18 protein-coding genes are annotated in these 13974 nt (G+C 72.1%); 9 read left to right on the top strand and 9 right to left on the bottom strand.

Annotated features, from left to right (window positions below; genetic code table 11):
* Positions 1-138: 138 nt before the first annotated feature.
* Entirely contained in the window at positions 139-552 is a 414-nt protein-coding gene (locus tag BM424_RS17150; RefSeq protein ID WP_093418955.1) for a hypothetical protein, read from the top strand.
* Here the strand turns inward: BM424_RS17150 and BM424_RS17155 are convergent.
* Positions 546-1190, bottom strand: a complete 645-nt coding sequence (locus BM424_RS17155) for an NAD(P)-dependent oxidoreductase (protein ID WP_093418958.1) — start codon at positions 1188-1190, stop codon at positions 546-548. The two genes, BM424_RS17150 and BM424_RS17155, sit on opposite strands and share 7 nt — an antisense overlap.
* A 137-nt stretch (positions 1191-1327) precedes the next feature.
* On the opposite strand from BM424_RS17155, the gene BM424_RS17160 reads away from it, so the two are divergent.
* Both BM424_RS17160 and BM424_RS29750 read left to right on the top strand, forming a co-directional pair.
* A complete protein-coding gene (locus BM424_RS17160; protein ID WP_093418960.1) occupies positions 1328-1960 on the top strand; it encodes a class I SAM-dependent methyltransferase in 633 nt (210 codons plus the stop codon).
* 79 nt (positions 1961-2039) lie between these two features.
* A complete protein-coding gene (locus BM424_RS29750; RefSeq protein ID WP_093418963.1) occupies positions 2040-2495 on the top strand; it encodes a hypothetical protein in 456 nt (151 codons plus the stop codon).
* A 25-nt stretch (positions 2496-2520) separates the two neighbouring features.
* On the opposite strand, the gene BM424_RS17170 is transcribed toward BM424_RS29750, so the two are convergent.
* Positions 2521-3189 (bottom strand): YukJ family protein, encoded by a 669-nt coding sequence (locus BM424_RS17170; protein ID WP_093418965.1) that lies wholly within the window; start codon positions 3187-3189, stop codon positions 2521-2523.
* A gap of 88 nt (positions 3190-3277) precedes the next feature.
* Entirely contained in the window at positions 3278-3904 is a 627-nt protein-coding gene (locus BM424_RS17175; RefSeq protein ID WP_093418968.1) for a TetR/AcrR family transcriptional regulator, read from the bottom strand.
* Between the two features lie 70 nt (positions 3905-3974).
* Here BM424_RS17175 and BM424_RS17180 point away from each other — a divergent pair, with 70 nt between their 5' ends.
* The 3 genes from BM424_RS17180 to BM424_RS17190 all read left to right on the top strand — a co-directional run bounded on the left by BM424_RS17180 (position 3975) and on the right by BM424_RS17190 (position 6260).
* A complete protein-coding gene (locus BM424_RS17180) occupies positions 3975-4832 on the top strand; it encodes a sterol desaturase family protein (protein ID WP_093418971.1) in 858 nt (285 codons plus the stop codon).
* A gap of 129 nt (positions 4833-4961) precedes the next feature.
* Positions 4962-5783, top strand: coding sequence for a TIGR03620 family F420-dependent LLM class oxidoreductase (locus BM424_RS17185; protein ID WP_093418974.1), 822 nt, complete (start codon positions 4962-4964; stop codon positions 5781-5783).
* 120 nt (positions 5784-5903) lie between these two features.
* On the top strand, positions 5904-6260 hold the full coding sequence (locus tag BM424_RS17190) for a DoxX family protein (RefSeq protein WP_342742626.1): 357 nt from the start codon (positions 5904-5906) through the stop codon (positions 6258-6260).
* Positions 6261-6306: 46 nt separating this feature from the next.
* On the opposite strand, the gene BM424_RS17195 is transcribed toward BM424_RS17190, so the two are convergent.
* Both BM424_RS17195 and BM424_RS17200 read right to left on the bottom strand, forming a co-directional pair.
* The gene (locus BM424_RS17195) at positions 6307-6630 is read right to left on the bottom strand and encodes a putative quinol monooxygenase (protein WP_093418977.1); all 324 of its coding nucleotides are present in this window, start codon (positions 6628-6630) and stop codon (positions 6307-6309) included.
* 112 nt (positions 6631-6742) lie between these two features.
* Complete coding sequence (locus tag BM424_RS17200; RefSeq protein WP_093418980.1) at positions 6743-7465, bottom strand: 3-keto-5-aminohexanoate cleavage protein; 723 nt, start codon at positions 7463-7465, stop codon at positions 6743-6745.
* A gap of 108 nt (positions 7466-7573) precedes the next feature.
* On the opposite strand from BM424_RS17200, the gene BM424_RS17205 reads away from it, so the two are divergent.
* Entirely contained in the window at positions 7574-8143 is a 570-nt protein-coding gene (locus BM424_RS17205) for a hypothetical protein (RefSeq protein WP_425442025.1), read from the top strand.
* Here BM424_RS17205 and trpS read toward each other — a convergent pair.
* From trpS to BM424_RS17220, 3 genes are all read right to left on the bottom strand, one after another.
* Positions 8137-9189, bottom strand: a complete 1053-nt coding sequence (gene trpS / locus BM424_RS17210) for a tryptophan--tRNA ligase (RefSeq protein ID WP_093418985.1) — start codon at positions 9187-9189, stop codon at positions 8137-8139. The two genes, BM424_RS17205 and trpS, sit on opposite strands and share 7 nt — an antisense overlap.
* Before the next feature lie 211 nt (positions 9190-9400).
* Entirely contained in the window at positions 9401-10150 is a 750-nt protein-coding gene (locus tag BM424_RS17215) for a hypothetical protein (protein WP_093418988.1), read from the bottom strand.
* Positions 10151-10214: 64 nt separating this feature from the next.
* Positions 10215-10736 (bottom strand): MarR family winged helix-turn-helix transcriptional regulator, encoded by a 522-nt coding sequence (locus BM424_RS17220; protein WP_093418991.1) that lies wholly within the window; start codon positions 10734-10736, stop codon positions 10215-10217.
* An 84-nt stretch (positions 10737-10820) separates the two neighbouring features.
* Between BM424_RS17220 and BM424_RS17225 the strand changes: the two genes are divergently transcribed.
* Together BM424_RS17225 and BM424_RS17230 are read left to right on the top strand one after the other, a co-directional pair.
* Positions 10821-11579 (top strand): SDR family oxidoreductase, encoded by a 759-nt coding sequence (locus tag BM424_RS17225; RefSeq protein ID WP_093419323.1) that lies wholly within the window; start codon positions 10821-10823, stop codon positions 11577-11579.
* 164 nt (positions 11580-11743) lie between these two features.
* The gene (locus BM424_RS17230; protein ID WP_093418994.1) at positions 11744-12730 is read left to right on the top strand and encodes a malate dehydrogenase; all 987 of its coding nucleotides are present in this window, start codon (positions 11744-11746) and stop codon (positions 12728-12730) included.
* A gap of 71 nt (positions 12731-12801) precedes the next feature.
* On the opposite strand, the gene BM424_RS28890 is transcribed toward BM424_RS17230, so the two are convergent.
* Positions 12802-13929, bottom strand: a complete 1128-nt coding sequence (locus tag BM424_RS28890; RefSeq protein WP_175548135.1) for a coiled-coil domain-containing protein — start codon at positions 13927-13929, stop codon at positions 12802-12804.
* Positions 13930-13974: the final 45 nt, after the last annotated feature.

Below are 13974 nucleotides of genomic sequence, written 5' to 3' on the forward strand. Positions count from 1 at the left end.
ACCCAAGTAGAACATGTTTCATTTTCTGTGGCGAGGTCTTCCCGCTGCCGAGGCGGGTGGGCCCTGAGCGGGTGATTCCGGGTGGGTTCGGGGCTCTGCCCGAGTCGCCGACGGGCGGGGTGGGCCTAGTTTGGCGGTATGAGTTGGCGTTGGGCCGGGTTGTCGTGGCCGTTGATCGTGGTGCTCGGGGTGGTCGCCCTGGTGCGCCCGGTGCTGAGCATGACCGGTGGGATGGACGTGCTCGGCAGGCCGTGGGCGCCGGTGGTGGTGACCGCGCTGATCTCGCTGCTGTGGCTGGGCGTGGTGGTGTGGCGGGATGAGCGGCGGCGGGTGCTCACGCTGACCTTCGCCGGTCTGGTCTACGGGGTGCTGGCGATCGTGCTCAGCGGGGTGCTCTCCCCCGTTCTGCGGGGTGAGCTGATGGGGCCGTTGGCGAGCCCGGGCGGGGTCGGTGTGGTGGCGGTGCTGGTGACCAACGCGGTGTGGGGTGCCGCGGTGGGGTGGGTGGCGTGGGCGGTCGGGTTGGTGCGCCACCGCGCCGCTGGTCAGTAGGCGACCGAGAGGTGGGCTCGGTGGTGCACGGGGGTGTCGATCTCGTCGAGGATGGCCAGGGCGAAGTCGGGTCCGGAGATGCGGGATTCGCCCTGCTCGTCGGTGAGGGCCACTTCCCCGCCGAGGCGGTAGGTGTTGCGGGCGGTGTGGGCGCCGTCGGCCCAGCCGCCGTATCCGGCCGCGGGGCTGATGAACAGCCAGTCGAGGTCGGTGGGTGTGGTGACCAGGAGTTGGCGGACCTGTTCCATCTCGCGGGCTTCGCCGGCGAAGGCGGCCGGGAGGTCGGGGTCTTCGACGAAGCGGGGCTGGTCGACGTCGGGGCGCAGTGAGCTGTAGCCGCCGACGACGATGAGGCGGGCGCCGGTGGTGCGGGCGCGTTCGGCGAGGTGTCCGTAGATGCGCACGAGGTGGCCGGCCATGTCGCCTCGGGGTGCCAGGGCGGTGACCAGGACGTCGGCGCCGCGCAGGAGTTCGGGTGCGCGGTCTTCGACGGATCCGGTCTGGTAGTCGACGCCGTCGATGGGCTCGCTCGGCTGCGAGCGGCTCAGGGAGCGGACCTGGTGGCCGCGGTGGACGGCGTGGCGGGCGATGTTGCTGCCGGTGAATCCGGTGCCGCCGATGATGGTGATGGTGGCCATGTGCGCTCCCTGGTGATCTCGGACGGTGTGTCCGTCCTACCACGGTGGGGCGTGGCTCAGCGCGGTGGCGCGCTTGGTCGTGGGCGGTTCGGGTGAAGTCGGGTGGGTGGCGGGGTTGGGCTGCCTACGATCCGGGGATGGATGAGTTGGAGGGTGTGTTGGGTGAGCAGGCCGCGTATTACCGGGCGGTCGCGGGTGAGTACGGGGATTACGGGGCGTTGCCGGGGGTGTCGGAGCTCGGTGAGGTGGTGGAGGCGTTCGGGCCGTCGGGGCGGGTGTTGGAGTTGGCGTGCGGGCCTGGGGTGTGGACTCCCCTGCTGGCGCGGCACGCCGATGAGGTGACGGCGGTGGATGCCTCGGCGGAGATGCTGGAGCGGGCCGCTGCGCGGGTGGGTGATGGGGTGCGGTTCGTTCAGGCGGATGTGTTCGGGTGGCGTCCGACTGGGCGGTTTGACGTGGTGTTCTTCGGGTTCTGGTTGTCGCATGTGCCGCCGGAGCGGTTCGCGGCGTTCTGGTCGGGGGTGGCGGAGTGCTTGGTGCCGGGTGGGCGGGTGTTGTTCGTCGATGATGCGTTGCGGCCTGCGGAGGAGTTGGTGGAGGGGGCGGAGTCGGTGGTGGTGCGGCGGCGGGCGGGTGAGGCCGCGCATCGTGTGGTGAAGGTGGGGTATCGGCCTGCGGAGTTGGAGGCGCGGTTGGCCGGTGTGGGCTGGTCGGTGCGGGTGCGGGAGACGGTGTGGCCGTTCTACTGGGGTGCGGGATCGCCTGTGTGAGCGGGTTGTTCGGGTGGGGAACGACTTCGGGGTGGGGTGCGTCGGATCGGCGTGTGCGCCGGTTCGAGAGGAGTGGGTTGTGGTGGATGACGGGTGGCCTGAGGTGGTGCAGGGCTGGGAGTTGGCTCGGTCGCCGGGGCGGGAGACCTATCGCAGGCGGTTGGCCAACAACGTGACGGTGCTGGTGATCTGGGAGTCGGTCGCCGGGGTGGGGCGGGTGAAGGCGCGGGTGGGTTCGTCGGGTCTGGGGCGGGAGTTGACGTGTTCTCGCGCGGATTTCCGGGACCGGGAGTCGTTGTGGACGGCGGCGTGGTGCGTGGTGGAGATGGCGGCGAATTTGCCGTTGTTCGAGGGTGAGCGGGAGAGCTCGGCGGAGTCGTTGGTGCGGGAGCCGGTGGCGGGTTCGGTGGAGGTTGATGCGGGTGCGTTGACGTTCACGCTGGTCAGTGGCCGGGCGGTGACGGTGGAGCTCTCGGGTGAGCAGGTGGCGGAGCTCGTGCGGGGTTTGGGGGTGGCCGGGCGGGTGGAGGCGTGACCGGCCGCCCCCCCTGTGGTGGGGGTCAGTGCTGGGTGGCGACGGCGGGGAGTGCGTGGCCGTTGTCGTCGGTGTGCCAGGACTGGGTTTGGAAGGCGAGGAACACGGCGATCCACTGGTTCTGGTCGGGGAAGTGCAGCAGGAGGCCGCCGTCCTGCCAGGTGCCGTCGTCGTCCTGGAACTGCCGGCTGTTGCCCTGGTTCATGTGGATGTTGTGGACGCCTGCTCCGGGGGTGAAGCCGAAGATCTTGTCGGGGGTGTCTTCGGGGCCCCAGGGTTCGCCGAAGAGGTGGGCGGTGGCGGTGGGGTCTTGCTGGGCGCGGCGGATGTGGCGGTCGAGGAAGTCGGCGAGGTCGTTGTCGGGGCCGTCGGCCTCGGGTGGGACGGGGCGCATCTGCTCGCGGGTGAGCAGGTCGGCGCGGACGTAGTCGAGGGCGGCGCCGCCGGGTTGGGTGGCCAGGTCGGTCCAGCCGGTGCCCGCGGGTGGCAGGGCGTCGGTGAGCGGGTGCTGGAAGTGCTCGATGGCGAGGTAGAGCAGTTCGTCGGGTTGTTGGCTGGATTCGACGTTGACGGCGGCGCGGTAGTGGCGGTTGTCGTTGTCGGCGAGGTGGATTTGGTAGTGCGGTGTGTCGCCGGTTTCGCGGCGGGCGTCGAGGACGTGGGCGCTGAGCACGCCGTAGTTGGCCAGCGGCATGGTGTTTCCCCCATCGGTCGCGGTGTGTGGTGATCACACCTTCGCGGGGCCGTTCGGGGGTGGTCAATGACCTCTTCGGGGCGTTGCCTCAGCGGTTGTTCAGCGGTAGTTCGTCGAGGTCGAGGGGGCCGAAGACGGTGGTGAACAGTCGTGCGGCGCGTTGGGTCATGGCGTGGGGTGTTTCGGTGGGGTGGTCGGTCCACCAGGTGACGAGGGCGTCGAAGACGTTGATCCAGGCGGCGGTGAGCGCGGAGGCGTCGAGGGGGTCGTGGTTGTCGGCTTTGCGGAGCATGTCGGCGACGCCTTGGGCGCCGACGGTGTGCATGCGGTTCTGGTAATGGGCGTGTTGGGCGGTGAGTTCGGGGGGCATGGTGGGGTCGCGCAAGATGCGCCACATCCAGGTGTGGCCGTGCAGGGCGGCGAAGATGCGGTCGAGGCTGAGGATGGCTTGTTCGGGGCCGACGTGGCCGAGTTCGGCGGTGTTTTCGATGACGCCGGCGATGGTTTCGCCTGCGCGGGTCAGGCAGGCGGAGAACAGGCCTTGTTTGGAGCCGAAGTAGTTGTAGATGAGGGGTTTGGAGATGCCGGCGTCGGCGGCGATGGTCGCCAGTGAGGTGCCGGCGTAGCCGTGTTCGGCGAAGGTGCGTCCGGCGATGTCGAGGATCTGGCGTTCGCGTTGTGCGCGGGCGACGCCCTTGGTTCCTGCTTTGGCCACCGGTGGAGTCTACCGAATCGGGTGACCCAGTGGTAACTTACCCGGCCGTCAATTGCCCTGGGAGGTGCGTATGTCCGATTTGCTGGACCCGATGAAGAACCCCGTCACCTACGCGGTGCCGTTCTTCCTGCTCAGCATCGCCGTCGAACTGGCGGCCCTGAAATGGCTCGATCACGACGACAACACCACCGGCTACGCCTTCAAGGACACCCGCACCAGCCTGAGCATGGGCGTGGGATCGCTGGTGTTCCTCACCGTGTTCAAGGTCGGCACGTTCTTCGTCTACAACGCCCTCTACACCCACCTGGCGCTCTGGCAGCTGCCCACCGACACCTGGTGGTTCTGGGTCGTGCTCACCCTCGGCCTCGACCTGGCCTACTACTGCAACCACCGCTTCGTGCACCGGGTCAACATCGGCTGGGCCGCCCACCAGGCCCACCACTCCAGCGAGTACATGAACTTCGGCACCGCGCTGCGGCAGAAGTGGAACCCCTGGTTCGAGTTCTTCTTCTGGCTGCCGCTGCCGTTGCTGGGCTTCGCGCCCTGGGCGCTCTACGTCGCTTTCTCCTTCAACCTCATCTACCAGTTCTTCGTCCACACCGAGGCCATCGACAAGCTGCCCCGGCCCATCGAGTTCGTGTTCAACACGCCCTCCCACCACCGCGTGCACCACGGTTCCGACCCCGAGTACCTGGACAAGAACTACGCCGGGATCCTCATCATCTGGGACCGCATGTTCGGCACCTTCCAGCCCGAACTGCACCGCCCCACCTACGGGCTCACCCACCCCGTGGAGACCTACAACGTCCTGACCCTGCAATACGGGCCCTTCGCCGACATCCTGCGCCAGGTCCGCACCACCCCGCGCTGGCGCGACAAGCTCGGCTACCTCTTCGGCCCGCCCGGCTGGACCCCCACCACCGACTGACCCCGCACTCCCCCTTGTGTTCCCTCACCCAGCGCGATTGAGGGAACACAAGGGGTTGCGGAGGCGTTGATTCCGGTCGCGCGGGAACGTCCCGGCGCGACCGGCGAACGCCGAAGGGGATGGCGAGCGATGACCACAGCGGCACTGGGACGGATCGGCCTGGGCATCGAGGCCGACGACACCCGCGCGGCACAGCACGCCGCCGAGGTCTTCGGCCTCGGCTACACCGGGCTGTGGGTGATGAGCGGACAGCTGCGCACCCTGCGGATCCTGGCCGATCTGGTGCGCGCCACCCGTGCGGCCGTGGTGGCCCCGGCGATCATCCAGCTCGACCGCTTCTCCCCCGAGCAGATCACGGCGCTGTTCGACGAGGTCGAAGCCGAGGCGCCGGGACGGTTGCTGGCCGGTTTCGGCGGGCTGCAGGCCCAGCCGGTCGCCGCCACCCGCGAGCGCCTCGAGGGTTTCGACGGGCGCATCCCCGCCTCCCGGCGGCTGCTGGCCGCGCTCGGTCCCCGCAAGCTCGACGCGGCCCGCGAGGTCTCGGCCGGGGCCATCACCATGTTCACCAGCCCCGAGTTCACCGCGGCGGCGCGCCGTCGGCTCGGTGCTGACGCGACGCTGGTGGTCTGCCAGCGGATCGCCCTCGACGACGACCGCTCCCGCGCGCGGGAGACGCTGCGCGGCCCGCTGCGGAACCTGCTCGGCATGCCCGGCAGCGGATACGCGGCCAACATGCGCCGCATGGGTTTCGGCGACGCCGACATCTCCGGTCTCAGCGACCGGCTCGTCGACGCCGTGGCCAGCGGCGGCGACCCGGGCACCGTTGCCGCCGACGTCCGCGCGCACCTCGAGGCCGGAGCCGACCACGTCGTGCTCGCCGCCCAGACCGACGGTCGGCAGCCCGGCACGATCGAGCTCGCCCGCGCCCTGGCCGCTCCGCTGGGCCTCTAGAACCGCATCCGCCCCAACGTCAACCGCGGCAGGCCCTGGTTGCTCGCCGCTTGCGGGCCACCACGCAGCAGTGCGGTCACAGTCGCGGGCGCGTGGGCGTCATACCGGGTGGAAGGAGGGATGACGATGGTGGTGGCGTTGGTGATCGTGGTGGCGGTGACCGCCGTGTTCAACGCCTTCAGCGCGGCCGTCGACTTCGCCGGGCACCGCGTCGTGCTGGCCAACGCCGAGGCCAACGGGGTGCCGCGCGGCTGGTTGCCGGTGCTCGGCGGGCTCAAAGGCGCTGCCGCGCTGGGGCTGGTGGCCGGGTTGCTGGGTGTGCCGGTGGTGGGTGCGGCCGCGGCGGCGGGACTGGTGGTGTTCTTCGTCGGCGCGGTGATCGTGCACCTGCGGGCCGGGACGGTCTCGACGCTGCCGGCGCCCGGGGTGTTCCTGGCCTTGGCGGTGGCGTCGTTGTGGTTGACCGTGGCGAGCTGAGGTGCGGGGAAGCCGACGGGGTCTTCCCCGCACCCGGGGTGGGTTTTCAGTCCACCGACATCTCGCCGAGCAGGGACCAGTCGTCCTGCTCCAGGGAGGTGTTGATGACCCGCGGGGTCTCGGCCAGGTGCGGCGGCAGGGTCTGCTGGGCGTGCTTGAAGTGCTCGCTGTTGACGTGCGCCGCACCGGCCTCGCCGTCGCGGAAGGCCTCCACGAGCACGTACTCGTTGGGGTCCTCCAGGCTGCGCGACCAGTCGAACCACAGGCAGCCGGGCTCGCTGCGGGTGGCGTTGGTGAACGCCGAGGCGATCTGCGGCCACTGGTCGGCGTATTCCGGCTTGATGCGGAACTTGGCGGTAATGAAGATCATGCGTCGCTCCTGTTGGCGCGGGGCCGATGTCGGACGATGACCATCCTAAGTGGCTGATCGCGCTGGTCCGGACGGGCCAACCGCCGAGGTGACCCCGATCGCGCCGCAGGGGTCAGCGGGCCTCGGTGGTCAGGATGTCGCGGGCGGCGGCGACCAGTTCGGCGTTGTCGGTGGCGATCTGGCCGTCGGGCAGCACGAGGGTGTCCTCCAGGCCGATGCGGGTCGACAGGCCGCGGCGGGCCGCCACGCGCAGCACCGGCCACGCCCCGGCGGCCTCGCCGTGCAGCAGGATCGGTGCCGAGGCCGGGTGCAGGCGGGCCAGCAGGGACTCGGCGGTGGACGCCGCGCCCCCGGCGGTGGGGTCGGTGACCTCGGCCAGCACCCGCAGCACCTTGCCGCGGTGCGGGGAGAGCTTGAAGTGGTGGTCGCCGTCGGTGCCGGAGAAGATCCCGGCCTCCACCCCCACCCCGCGTTCCAGCAGGGCCTCGGCGACCGCGTCGGCGCCGGGTTCGTGCCAGTTCACCGAGGCGTGATCGGGCAGCAGCGTCCACGCCCGGATCGACCGGACCCGCATGTCGGTGTCCGGGGCCGTCCACGCCCCGGTGGTCACCCCCACACCGACGCCCGGTGCGGCGGCGCGCACCGCGCGCAGGGTCGCGGCCACCGCGTGCGGGTCGAGGGTGTCGGCGCCGTCGGGGCCCTTGGGGTGCAGGTGCACGTCGGTGGCGCCGGCGGCCACGGCGTCGGCGGCGGCCTTGGCCAGCTCCTCCGGCCGCACCGGCAGGTGGAAGTGCTCGCGCGGTGACCGGGCGCCGTTGAGGCAAACCTGCAGCATGCCCCGATTGTCGCCCCATCCGGTGGGACACCGGTAGTTGATGAACTCGTTTCGTGATCAACACGCGGCCGAGCAGGGCCGTTCGGGTGAGTCTCTATCGTGGAGGGCGTGTTGAGCGACAGGATCGCGCGCGGCGTGGCCGCCGGGCACATCACCGAGACCTACTTCCGGTGGGCCAGCCCGCACGCCCGCCCCGGTGCGCGCGTGGCCACCAGCGTCGGTGACATCGAGATCACCGAGCTCACCGAGGTCGACCCCGAGCGGCTCACCGACACCGACGCCGCCCGCGCCGGGTTCCGCTCCGCCCAGGGCCTGCGCACCTCCCTGTCACGGCACCGCGGCCGCACCTGGCGCCTGACCCTCACCCACCTCGGCCACACCCCGGCCCCGCCCGACGAGGTCGAGCTCACCGAGGACCGGCGCGCGCGGATCCAGACCCGCCTGGCCCGGCTCGACGCCGGCACCCCGCGCGGGCCCTGGACCCGCGCGCTGCTCGAGGCCCTCGCCCACCAGCCCGCCGGCCCGGCCGAGATCGCCACCGCCCAGGCCCGGCCCGTGGCGCGCGTCAAGACCGACCTGTGGCGGCTGCGCGAAGAAGGCCTGGTGACCCTCACCGACGGAGTGGCCCGGCTGACCGGGCTCGCCCGCGCCTACCTGCGGCGACCGGCCGATCAGTAGCGGGTGCCCATCGCCTCGCGCACCTGCCCCAAGGTCACCTCCGCCCGCTCGGTGGCACGCGCGTTGCCCTCCCGCACCACCGACCGCAGATACCCCGGATCGGCGGCCAGCTCCGCCCGCAACGCCCGCATCGGCGCCATGCGCGCGTTGACCGCCTCGGTCACCCGCGCCTTGAGCGCCGCCGCACCACCCCCACCGATCTCGGCGGCGACCTCCCCCGGTTCGCGGTCCTCGCACAGCGCGGCCAGCAGCACCAGGCTCGCCACCTCCGGGCGGGTGCCGGGCTCGTAGGTGATGTGGCGCTGCGCGTCGGTCTTGGCCGAGCGGATCAACCGCGCGGTGTCGGCGGCGGTGGCACCCAGGGTGATCGCGTTGCCGCGGGACTTGCTCATCTTCGTGCCGTCGGTGCCCAGCAGCAGCGGCGCCCGGCTCAGCAACGCCTCCGGTTCCGGGAACACCGGCCCGTAGCGGTCATTGAAGCGGCGCGCGATCGTGCGGGTCACCTCCAGGTGCGGCAGCTGGTCGGCGCCCACCGGCACCAGGTTGGCCTTGCAGAACAGGATGTCGGCGGCCTGGTGCGCGGGATAGGTGAACATCAGCCCCGACACACCGGCCTGGCGGGAGTGGGCGATCTCGTCCTTGACGGTGGGGTTGCGCTGCAGCTCGGCGACGGTGACCAGGCTCAGGAACGGCAGCATCAGCTGGTTGAGGGCCGCCACCGCGCTGTGGGTGAAGATCATCGCCTCCTGCGGGTCGATGCCGGCGGCCAGGTAGTCGGCGACCAGACCCAGCACATGGGCATCGAGGTCGTCGGCCACGTCGCGGTCGGTGAGCACCTGGTAGTCGGCGATCACCAGGCCCAGCTCCACGCCGCGCCGCTGCAGCCGGACGCGGTTGTGCAGGGTGCCGAAGTAGTGGCCCAGGTGCAGCGGGCCGGTCGGGCGGTCGCCGGTGAGGATCCGGAACCGGGAGGCATCGGCGGTGATCTCGGCGTCGAGTTCGGCGCTGCGCCGCGCCGCGGGAGAGACCTCGAGGGTGCTGGTCATCGCAGGAGTTCCTTTCGTGGCTCGGGGCGCCGATCCACGACCCGCGCCCGCGACCGGGCGCACCACGAGAGGAAGGGCCGTTGATCGAACGGCCCTGGGAATGAGGGGAAGTACCGCAGTGGGGTGGCCGCTCCTTAGCTGGAGCGCCACCAGGACAGACGACTGCTACGGATCACCCCCGCAGCATAACCTCCCGGCGCGCCCGGGGGCCTCAGGTGATGGTGAAGGTCATGGTGGTCTCGGTCAGCGCGAACCCCGACCGCCGGTAGAGCCGCTCGGCCGGGTTGCCCACCGTCACCGCCAGCCCCACCCGCTCGAACTCACCGGCCAGCCCCGCCAGGGCACGCCGCAGCAGCAGCCCACCCAGACCGGTGGTGTCGGGGCCGGGGCGGCGGAACAGGTCGCTGACCCAGGCGGTGCCGGCGCGGTCGTTGACGATCAGCCCGGCCACCACCGCGTTCCCGGCGTCGGTGATCACGGCGCTGTGCGGCAGCAGCGGGCCCAGCACCCGGCCCGACAGCAGCGGCTGCAGCAGTGAGGTGCGCACGGCCTCGTCGTCGGCGGTGACGTGATCGGGATGTCCCGGCGGGTAGGCGGCCCGCCACGCCGGCACCAGCGCCTCGGCGGCCCGATCGCACGGGCCGATCCGCAGCGGTTCCCGCGGCGCCAGGCCGGCCCACTGCGGTGGTGGCGGGTCGGCGCGCAGGTCGCGGTGCAGGGTGTGGGCGTGGCGGCGGGGCCGGGCGCCCGCGCGGATCAGCCGCTGTGCCGCATCGAGGTCGCAGACCACGTTCCAGCCCGGCAGCCGTGCCCGCAGCAACGCCCACAGATCCCGGTCGGAGGTGGCCTCGGCGCTGAGCAGTCGTGCCATGCGCGGGACACCGGCCAGCGGCGCGCAGCGGGCGGTCGCCGTCTTGCCGCGCAGCGCCACGACCTCACCGGTCCCGCTCTCGTGCAGCATTCATCGACCTCTACACCTCGGGAATGCCCGGCACAACCGGTTTTTCCGCCGCGGGAGGGTGCTGTCAGGGGCGGTCTTCGGCGCCGAAGCGGTCGGTGAGATCACCCAGCAGGTCCCGCAGCAGTGCGGTGAGCTGCTCGCGCTGGTCGGCGTCGAGGGATTCCAGCAGGGTTTCCTCGTGGCGCAGCAGGTCGTCGACGCGGTCCTCGATGAGCCGGTGACCGGCCTCGGTGAGCTCGACCTGCACGCTGCGGCCATCGGCGTCGTCGCGGCGGCGCCGCACCAGGCCCCGCTGCTCGGCGCGCGCCACGCGCTGCGAGATGGCCCCGGCGCTGACCAGCGATTGGCGTGCGATCTCCCCGGCGCCGAGCCGGTACGGGGGTCCGGCGCGGCGCAGCGTGGACAGCAGGTCGCGGGTGGCGGCGTCCAGGCCGATGCGCGCGTCGGTGCGGCGGCGTTCGTCCTCGAGGAGTTTCGCGATGCGCCAGATCCGGGTGATGATCCCGATCGAGGCCACCGGCATGCCCGGGCGTTCCCGCCGCCAGGCCGCCTGGATGCGGTCGACCCCGTCCTCACCGTGCGCCATGCCCGCAGAGCCTAGAGCCCTGCCGCCACCGGCCGACAGCGACCCGCGCCCCGGCGGTGGCGGCGGCGCGGGATGATCATCGTCATGATCGATCCGCGACTGCGCGACCGCGTCGCCGTCATCACCGGATGCGACACCGCCCTGGGTGTGGGGGCCGCTCTCGCCCGCGCCCTGGCCCGCCAGCAGGTGCGGCTGCTGCTGTGCACCGAACCCGGGGCCGAGGATCACCTCACCCCGGCGTTGCGGGCCGACGGTCACCTCGCCGAGGCGCTGGCGGTGGATCTGGCCGACCCGCACGCCCCCGGCCTGGTCTACGACACCGCCGAGACGCGGCTGGGACCGGTGGAGATCCTGGTGGTCAACACCGGTCACGCCCGGACCGGCACGCGCGCCTGGGGTGGTGAGGTGGTGACCGGCGCGGGTCTCGACGAGCACCACGCCCGCGGTACCCGGGCGCCGGCGCTGCTGATGGCCGAGCACCACCGGCGTCATCGCGCTCGCCGCGGCGAGTGGGGCCGCATCATCACCCTGATCCCCGACAGCGCGGGCGGCCCGCCCGGGGAGGTCCCGGCTGCGGCGGCCGGGGCGGCGCTGGAGTCGTTGTCGCGGTCGGCGGCCCGGGAGTGCGGGCCCGAGGGCATCACCGTCAACGTCATCGCCTGCGGCCCGGTGCGGACCGGGTGGCTCAGCCGCGACGACGCCGAGCGGCTGGCCTCCGCCAGCCCGCTGGGCCGGCTCGGTCACCCCGACGACATCGCCGACGTCGCGGTGTTCCTGGCCTCCCACCAAGCGCGCTGGCTGACCGGGCAGACCCTGCGCGCCAGCGGAGGCCGCACACCGTGACCCGCCGCGTACCCCCGGGTTGTGGTGCGGGTTACCCGCGGCTGAATCGGTCCCGCCGCGCCGGGGCTGTGATCCGCGACCGGTGTCCCACTGCCCGGCCGCGCTGGGGATAGCATCCCGGGACAGATCCAACACCCACCCGTCGAGCAGGAGAACGAGACCAAATGACCAAAGCTCCCGTCACCGTGACCGTCACCGGTGCCGCCGGTCAGATCGGCTACGCGTTGCTGTTCCGGATCGCCTCCGGTCAGCTCATCGACGCCGAGACCCCGATCAAGCTGCGGCTGCTGGAGATCCCGCAGGCGGTCAAGGCTGCCGAGGGCACCGCGATGGAGCTCGACGACTGCGCCTTCCCGCTGCTGGAGAGCATCGACATCACCGACGACGCGCGCACCGCCTTCGACGGCACCAACGTCGCGCTGCTGGTCGGTGCCCGCCCGCGTGCCAAGGGCATGGAGCGCGGTGACCTGCTCGAGGCCAACGGCGGCATCTTCAAGCCCCAGGGCGAGGCCATCAACGCCGGTGCGGCCGACGACGTGCGCGTGCTGGTGGTCGGCAACCCGGCCAACACCAACGCGCTGATCGCCCAGGCCCACGCCCCGGACGTGCCTGCCGAGCGCTTCACCGCCATGACCCGCCTGGACCACAACCGGGCCCTGACCCAGCTGGCGCAGAAGCTGGGCGTGTCGGTCACCGACATCAAGAAGATGACGATCTGGGGCAACCACTCGGCCACCCAGTACCCGGACCTGTTCCACACCGAGGTCGGCGGCAAGATCGCCGCCGAGCAGGTCGAGCAGTCCTGGCTGGCCGACGAGTTCATCCCGACCGTGGCCAAGCGCGGTGCGGCCATCATCGACGCCCGCGGCGCCTCCTCGGCGGCCTCGGCCGCCAACGCCGCCATCGACCACGTCCACACCTGGGTCAACGGCACCCCGGCCGGTGACTGGACCTCGGCCGGTGTGGTCTCCGACGGCTCCTACGGCGTGCCGGAGGGCCTGATCTCGTCGTTCCCGGTCACCGCCCGCGACGGCAAGTTCGAGATCGTGCAGGGCCTGGACATCGACGAGTTCTCCCGCGCCCGCATCGACGCCTCGGTCAACGAGCTGGTCGAGGAGCGCGACACCGTCCGCAAGCTCGGCCTGGTCTGATCGACCTGATCGACGCGAAACCGGGGGCGTGATCATCACGATCACGCCCCCGGTTTCGTTGTGCGGGGTGGTCAGTCGGTGTCGGTGTCGGGGCGCAAGCGTGCGGTGAGGGCGTCGATCTGGTTTTCGGCGCGTTCGGCGCGGGCCTGGGCCTGGTCGCGGTCGCGCTCGGCGGCCGCGAGCCGGTCGGCGGCGGCACGTCGTTCGGCCGCCAGGCGCTCGGCCGCCTCGTCGCGGACCCGCTGGAGCTCGGTGGCCTGCTGCTCGCGCAGCTGGGCGAGTTCGGTGCGCTGGCGCTCGATCTCGGCGCGGGAGTCCTGCTGCGCCTGGCGCAGTTCGGTGAGCTGATCGCGGGCGGTCTCGGCGGCGGCCTCGGCGCGGGCGGCGCGTTCGGCGGCTTCCGAGCGGCGCGAGTCGGCCTCGGCGACCTCGCGGCGCGCCTGCTGCTGAGCCGCCTGCACCTGCGCCGCGGCCTCGGCGCGGGCCTTTTCGAGATCGCTGTGGGCCGCGGCGATCTGCTCCTCGGCGTCGTCGCGGGCCCGGGCGACCAGGCCGTCGGCTTCCCGGCGGGCCGCGGCCGCGGCGACCTCGGCCTCGTTGCGGGCCGATTCCACCTCCTGCTCGGCCTGCCTGCGGGCCTGCTCGGCGTCCTGGCGGGCCTGTTCGGCTTCGGCGCGTGCGGTTTCGGCGTCGCGGGTGGCGTTCTCGGCGGTGGCCACGGCGTCTTCGGCCGCGGCCTCGGCGGCCTGGCGGGCCTGCTCGGCGTCGCGGCGCTGCTGCTGGGCGGTGGCCAGGGCCTGCTCGGCCTGGGCGATGCGGTGCGCGGCCTCGGCCTGGGCGGCCTGGATCTGGGCCTCGGCGGCCGACGGGTCGGCGAGGGTGGCCAGCTCGTCCAGACCGGCGCGCAGGTTGCGGCCCAGCTGCTCGGACAGCAGCCGGTACTGGCGCAGCAGTTCCTCGGCCCGCATCCGCGCCCCGTCGAACTCGCTGGAACCCTCCGCCACCGTGGCGGGGGTCTGCTCGGCGACGGCCTGCAGCCGCTGGCGCTGCTTCCACGCGCGCCAGCGGGTGTGCTCGGGCAGGTCGCAGTACTCCGGCGGGCGCCCCGGCCCGCTGGGGCGCTCCACCTCCCGGTCGCATCCGGGGAACCGGCAGATCCCCTCGGCGTTGTCCTCGGCCCGCTGCGGCTGCTCACTCACGATGGGTGACCGTACCAACGGCCCCGCCGCGTGTGATCACCGCTG

Origin of the sequence: Saccharopolyspora flava, from assembly GCF_900116135.1 — a bacterium.
Lineage (GTDB): Bacteria > Actinomycetota > Actinomycetes > Mycobacteriales > Pseudonocardiaceae > Saccharopolyspora > Saccharopolyspora flava.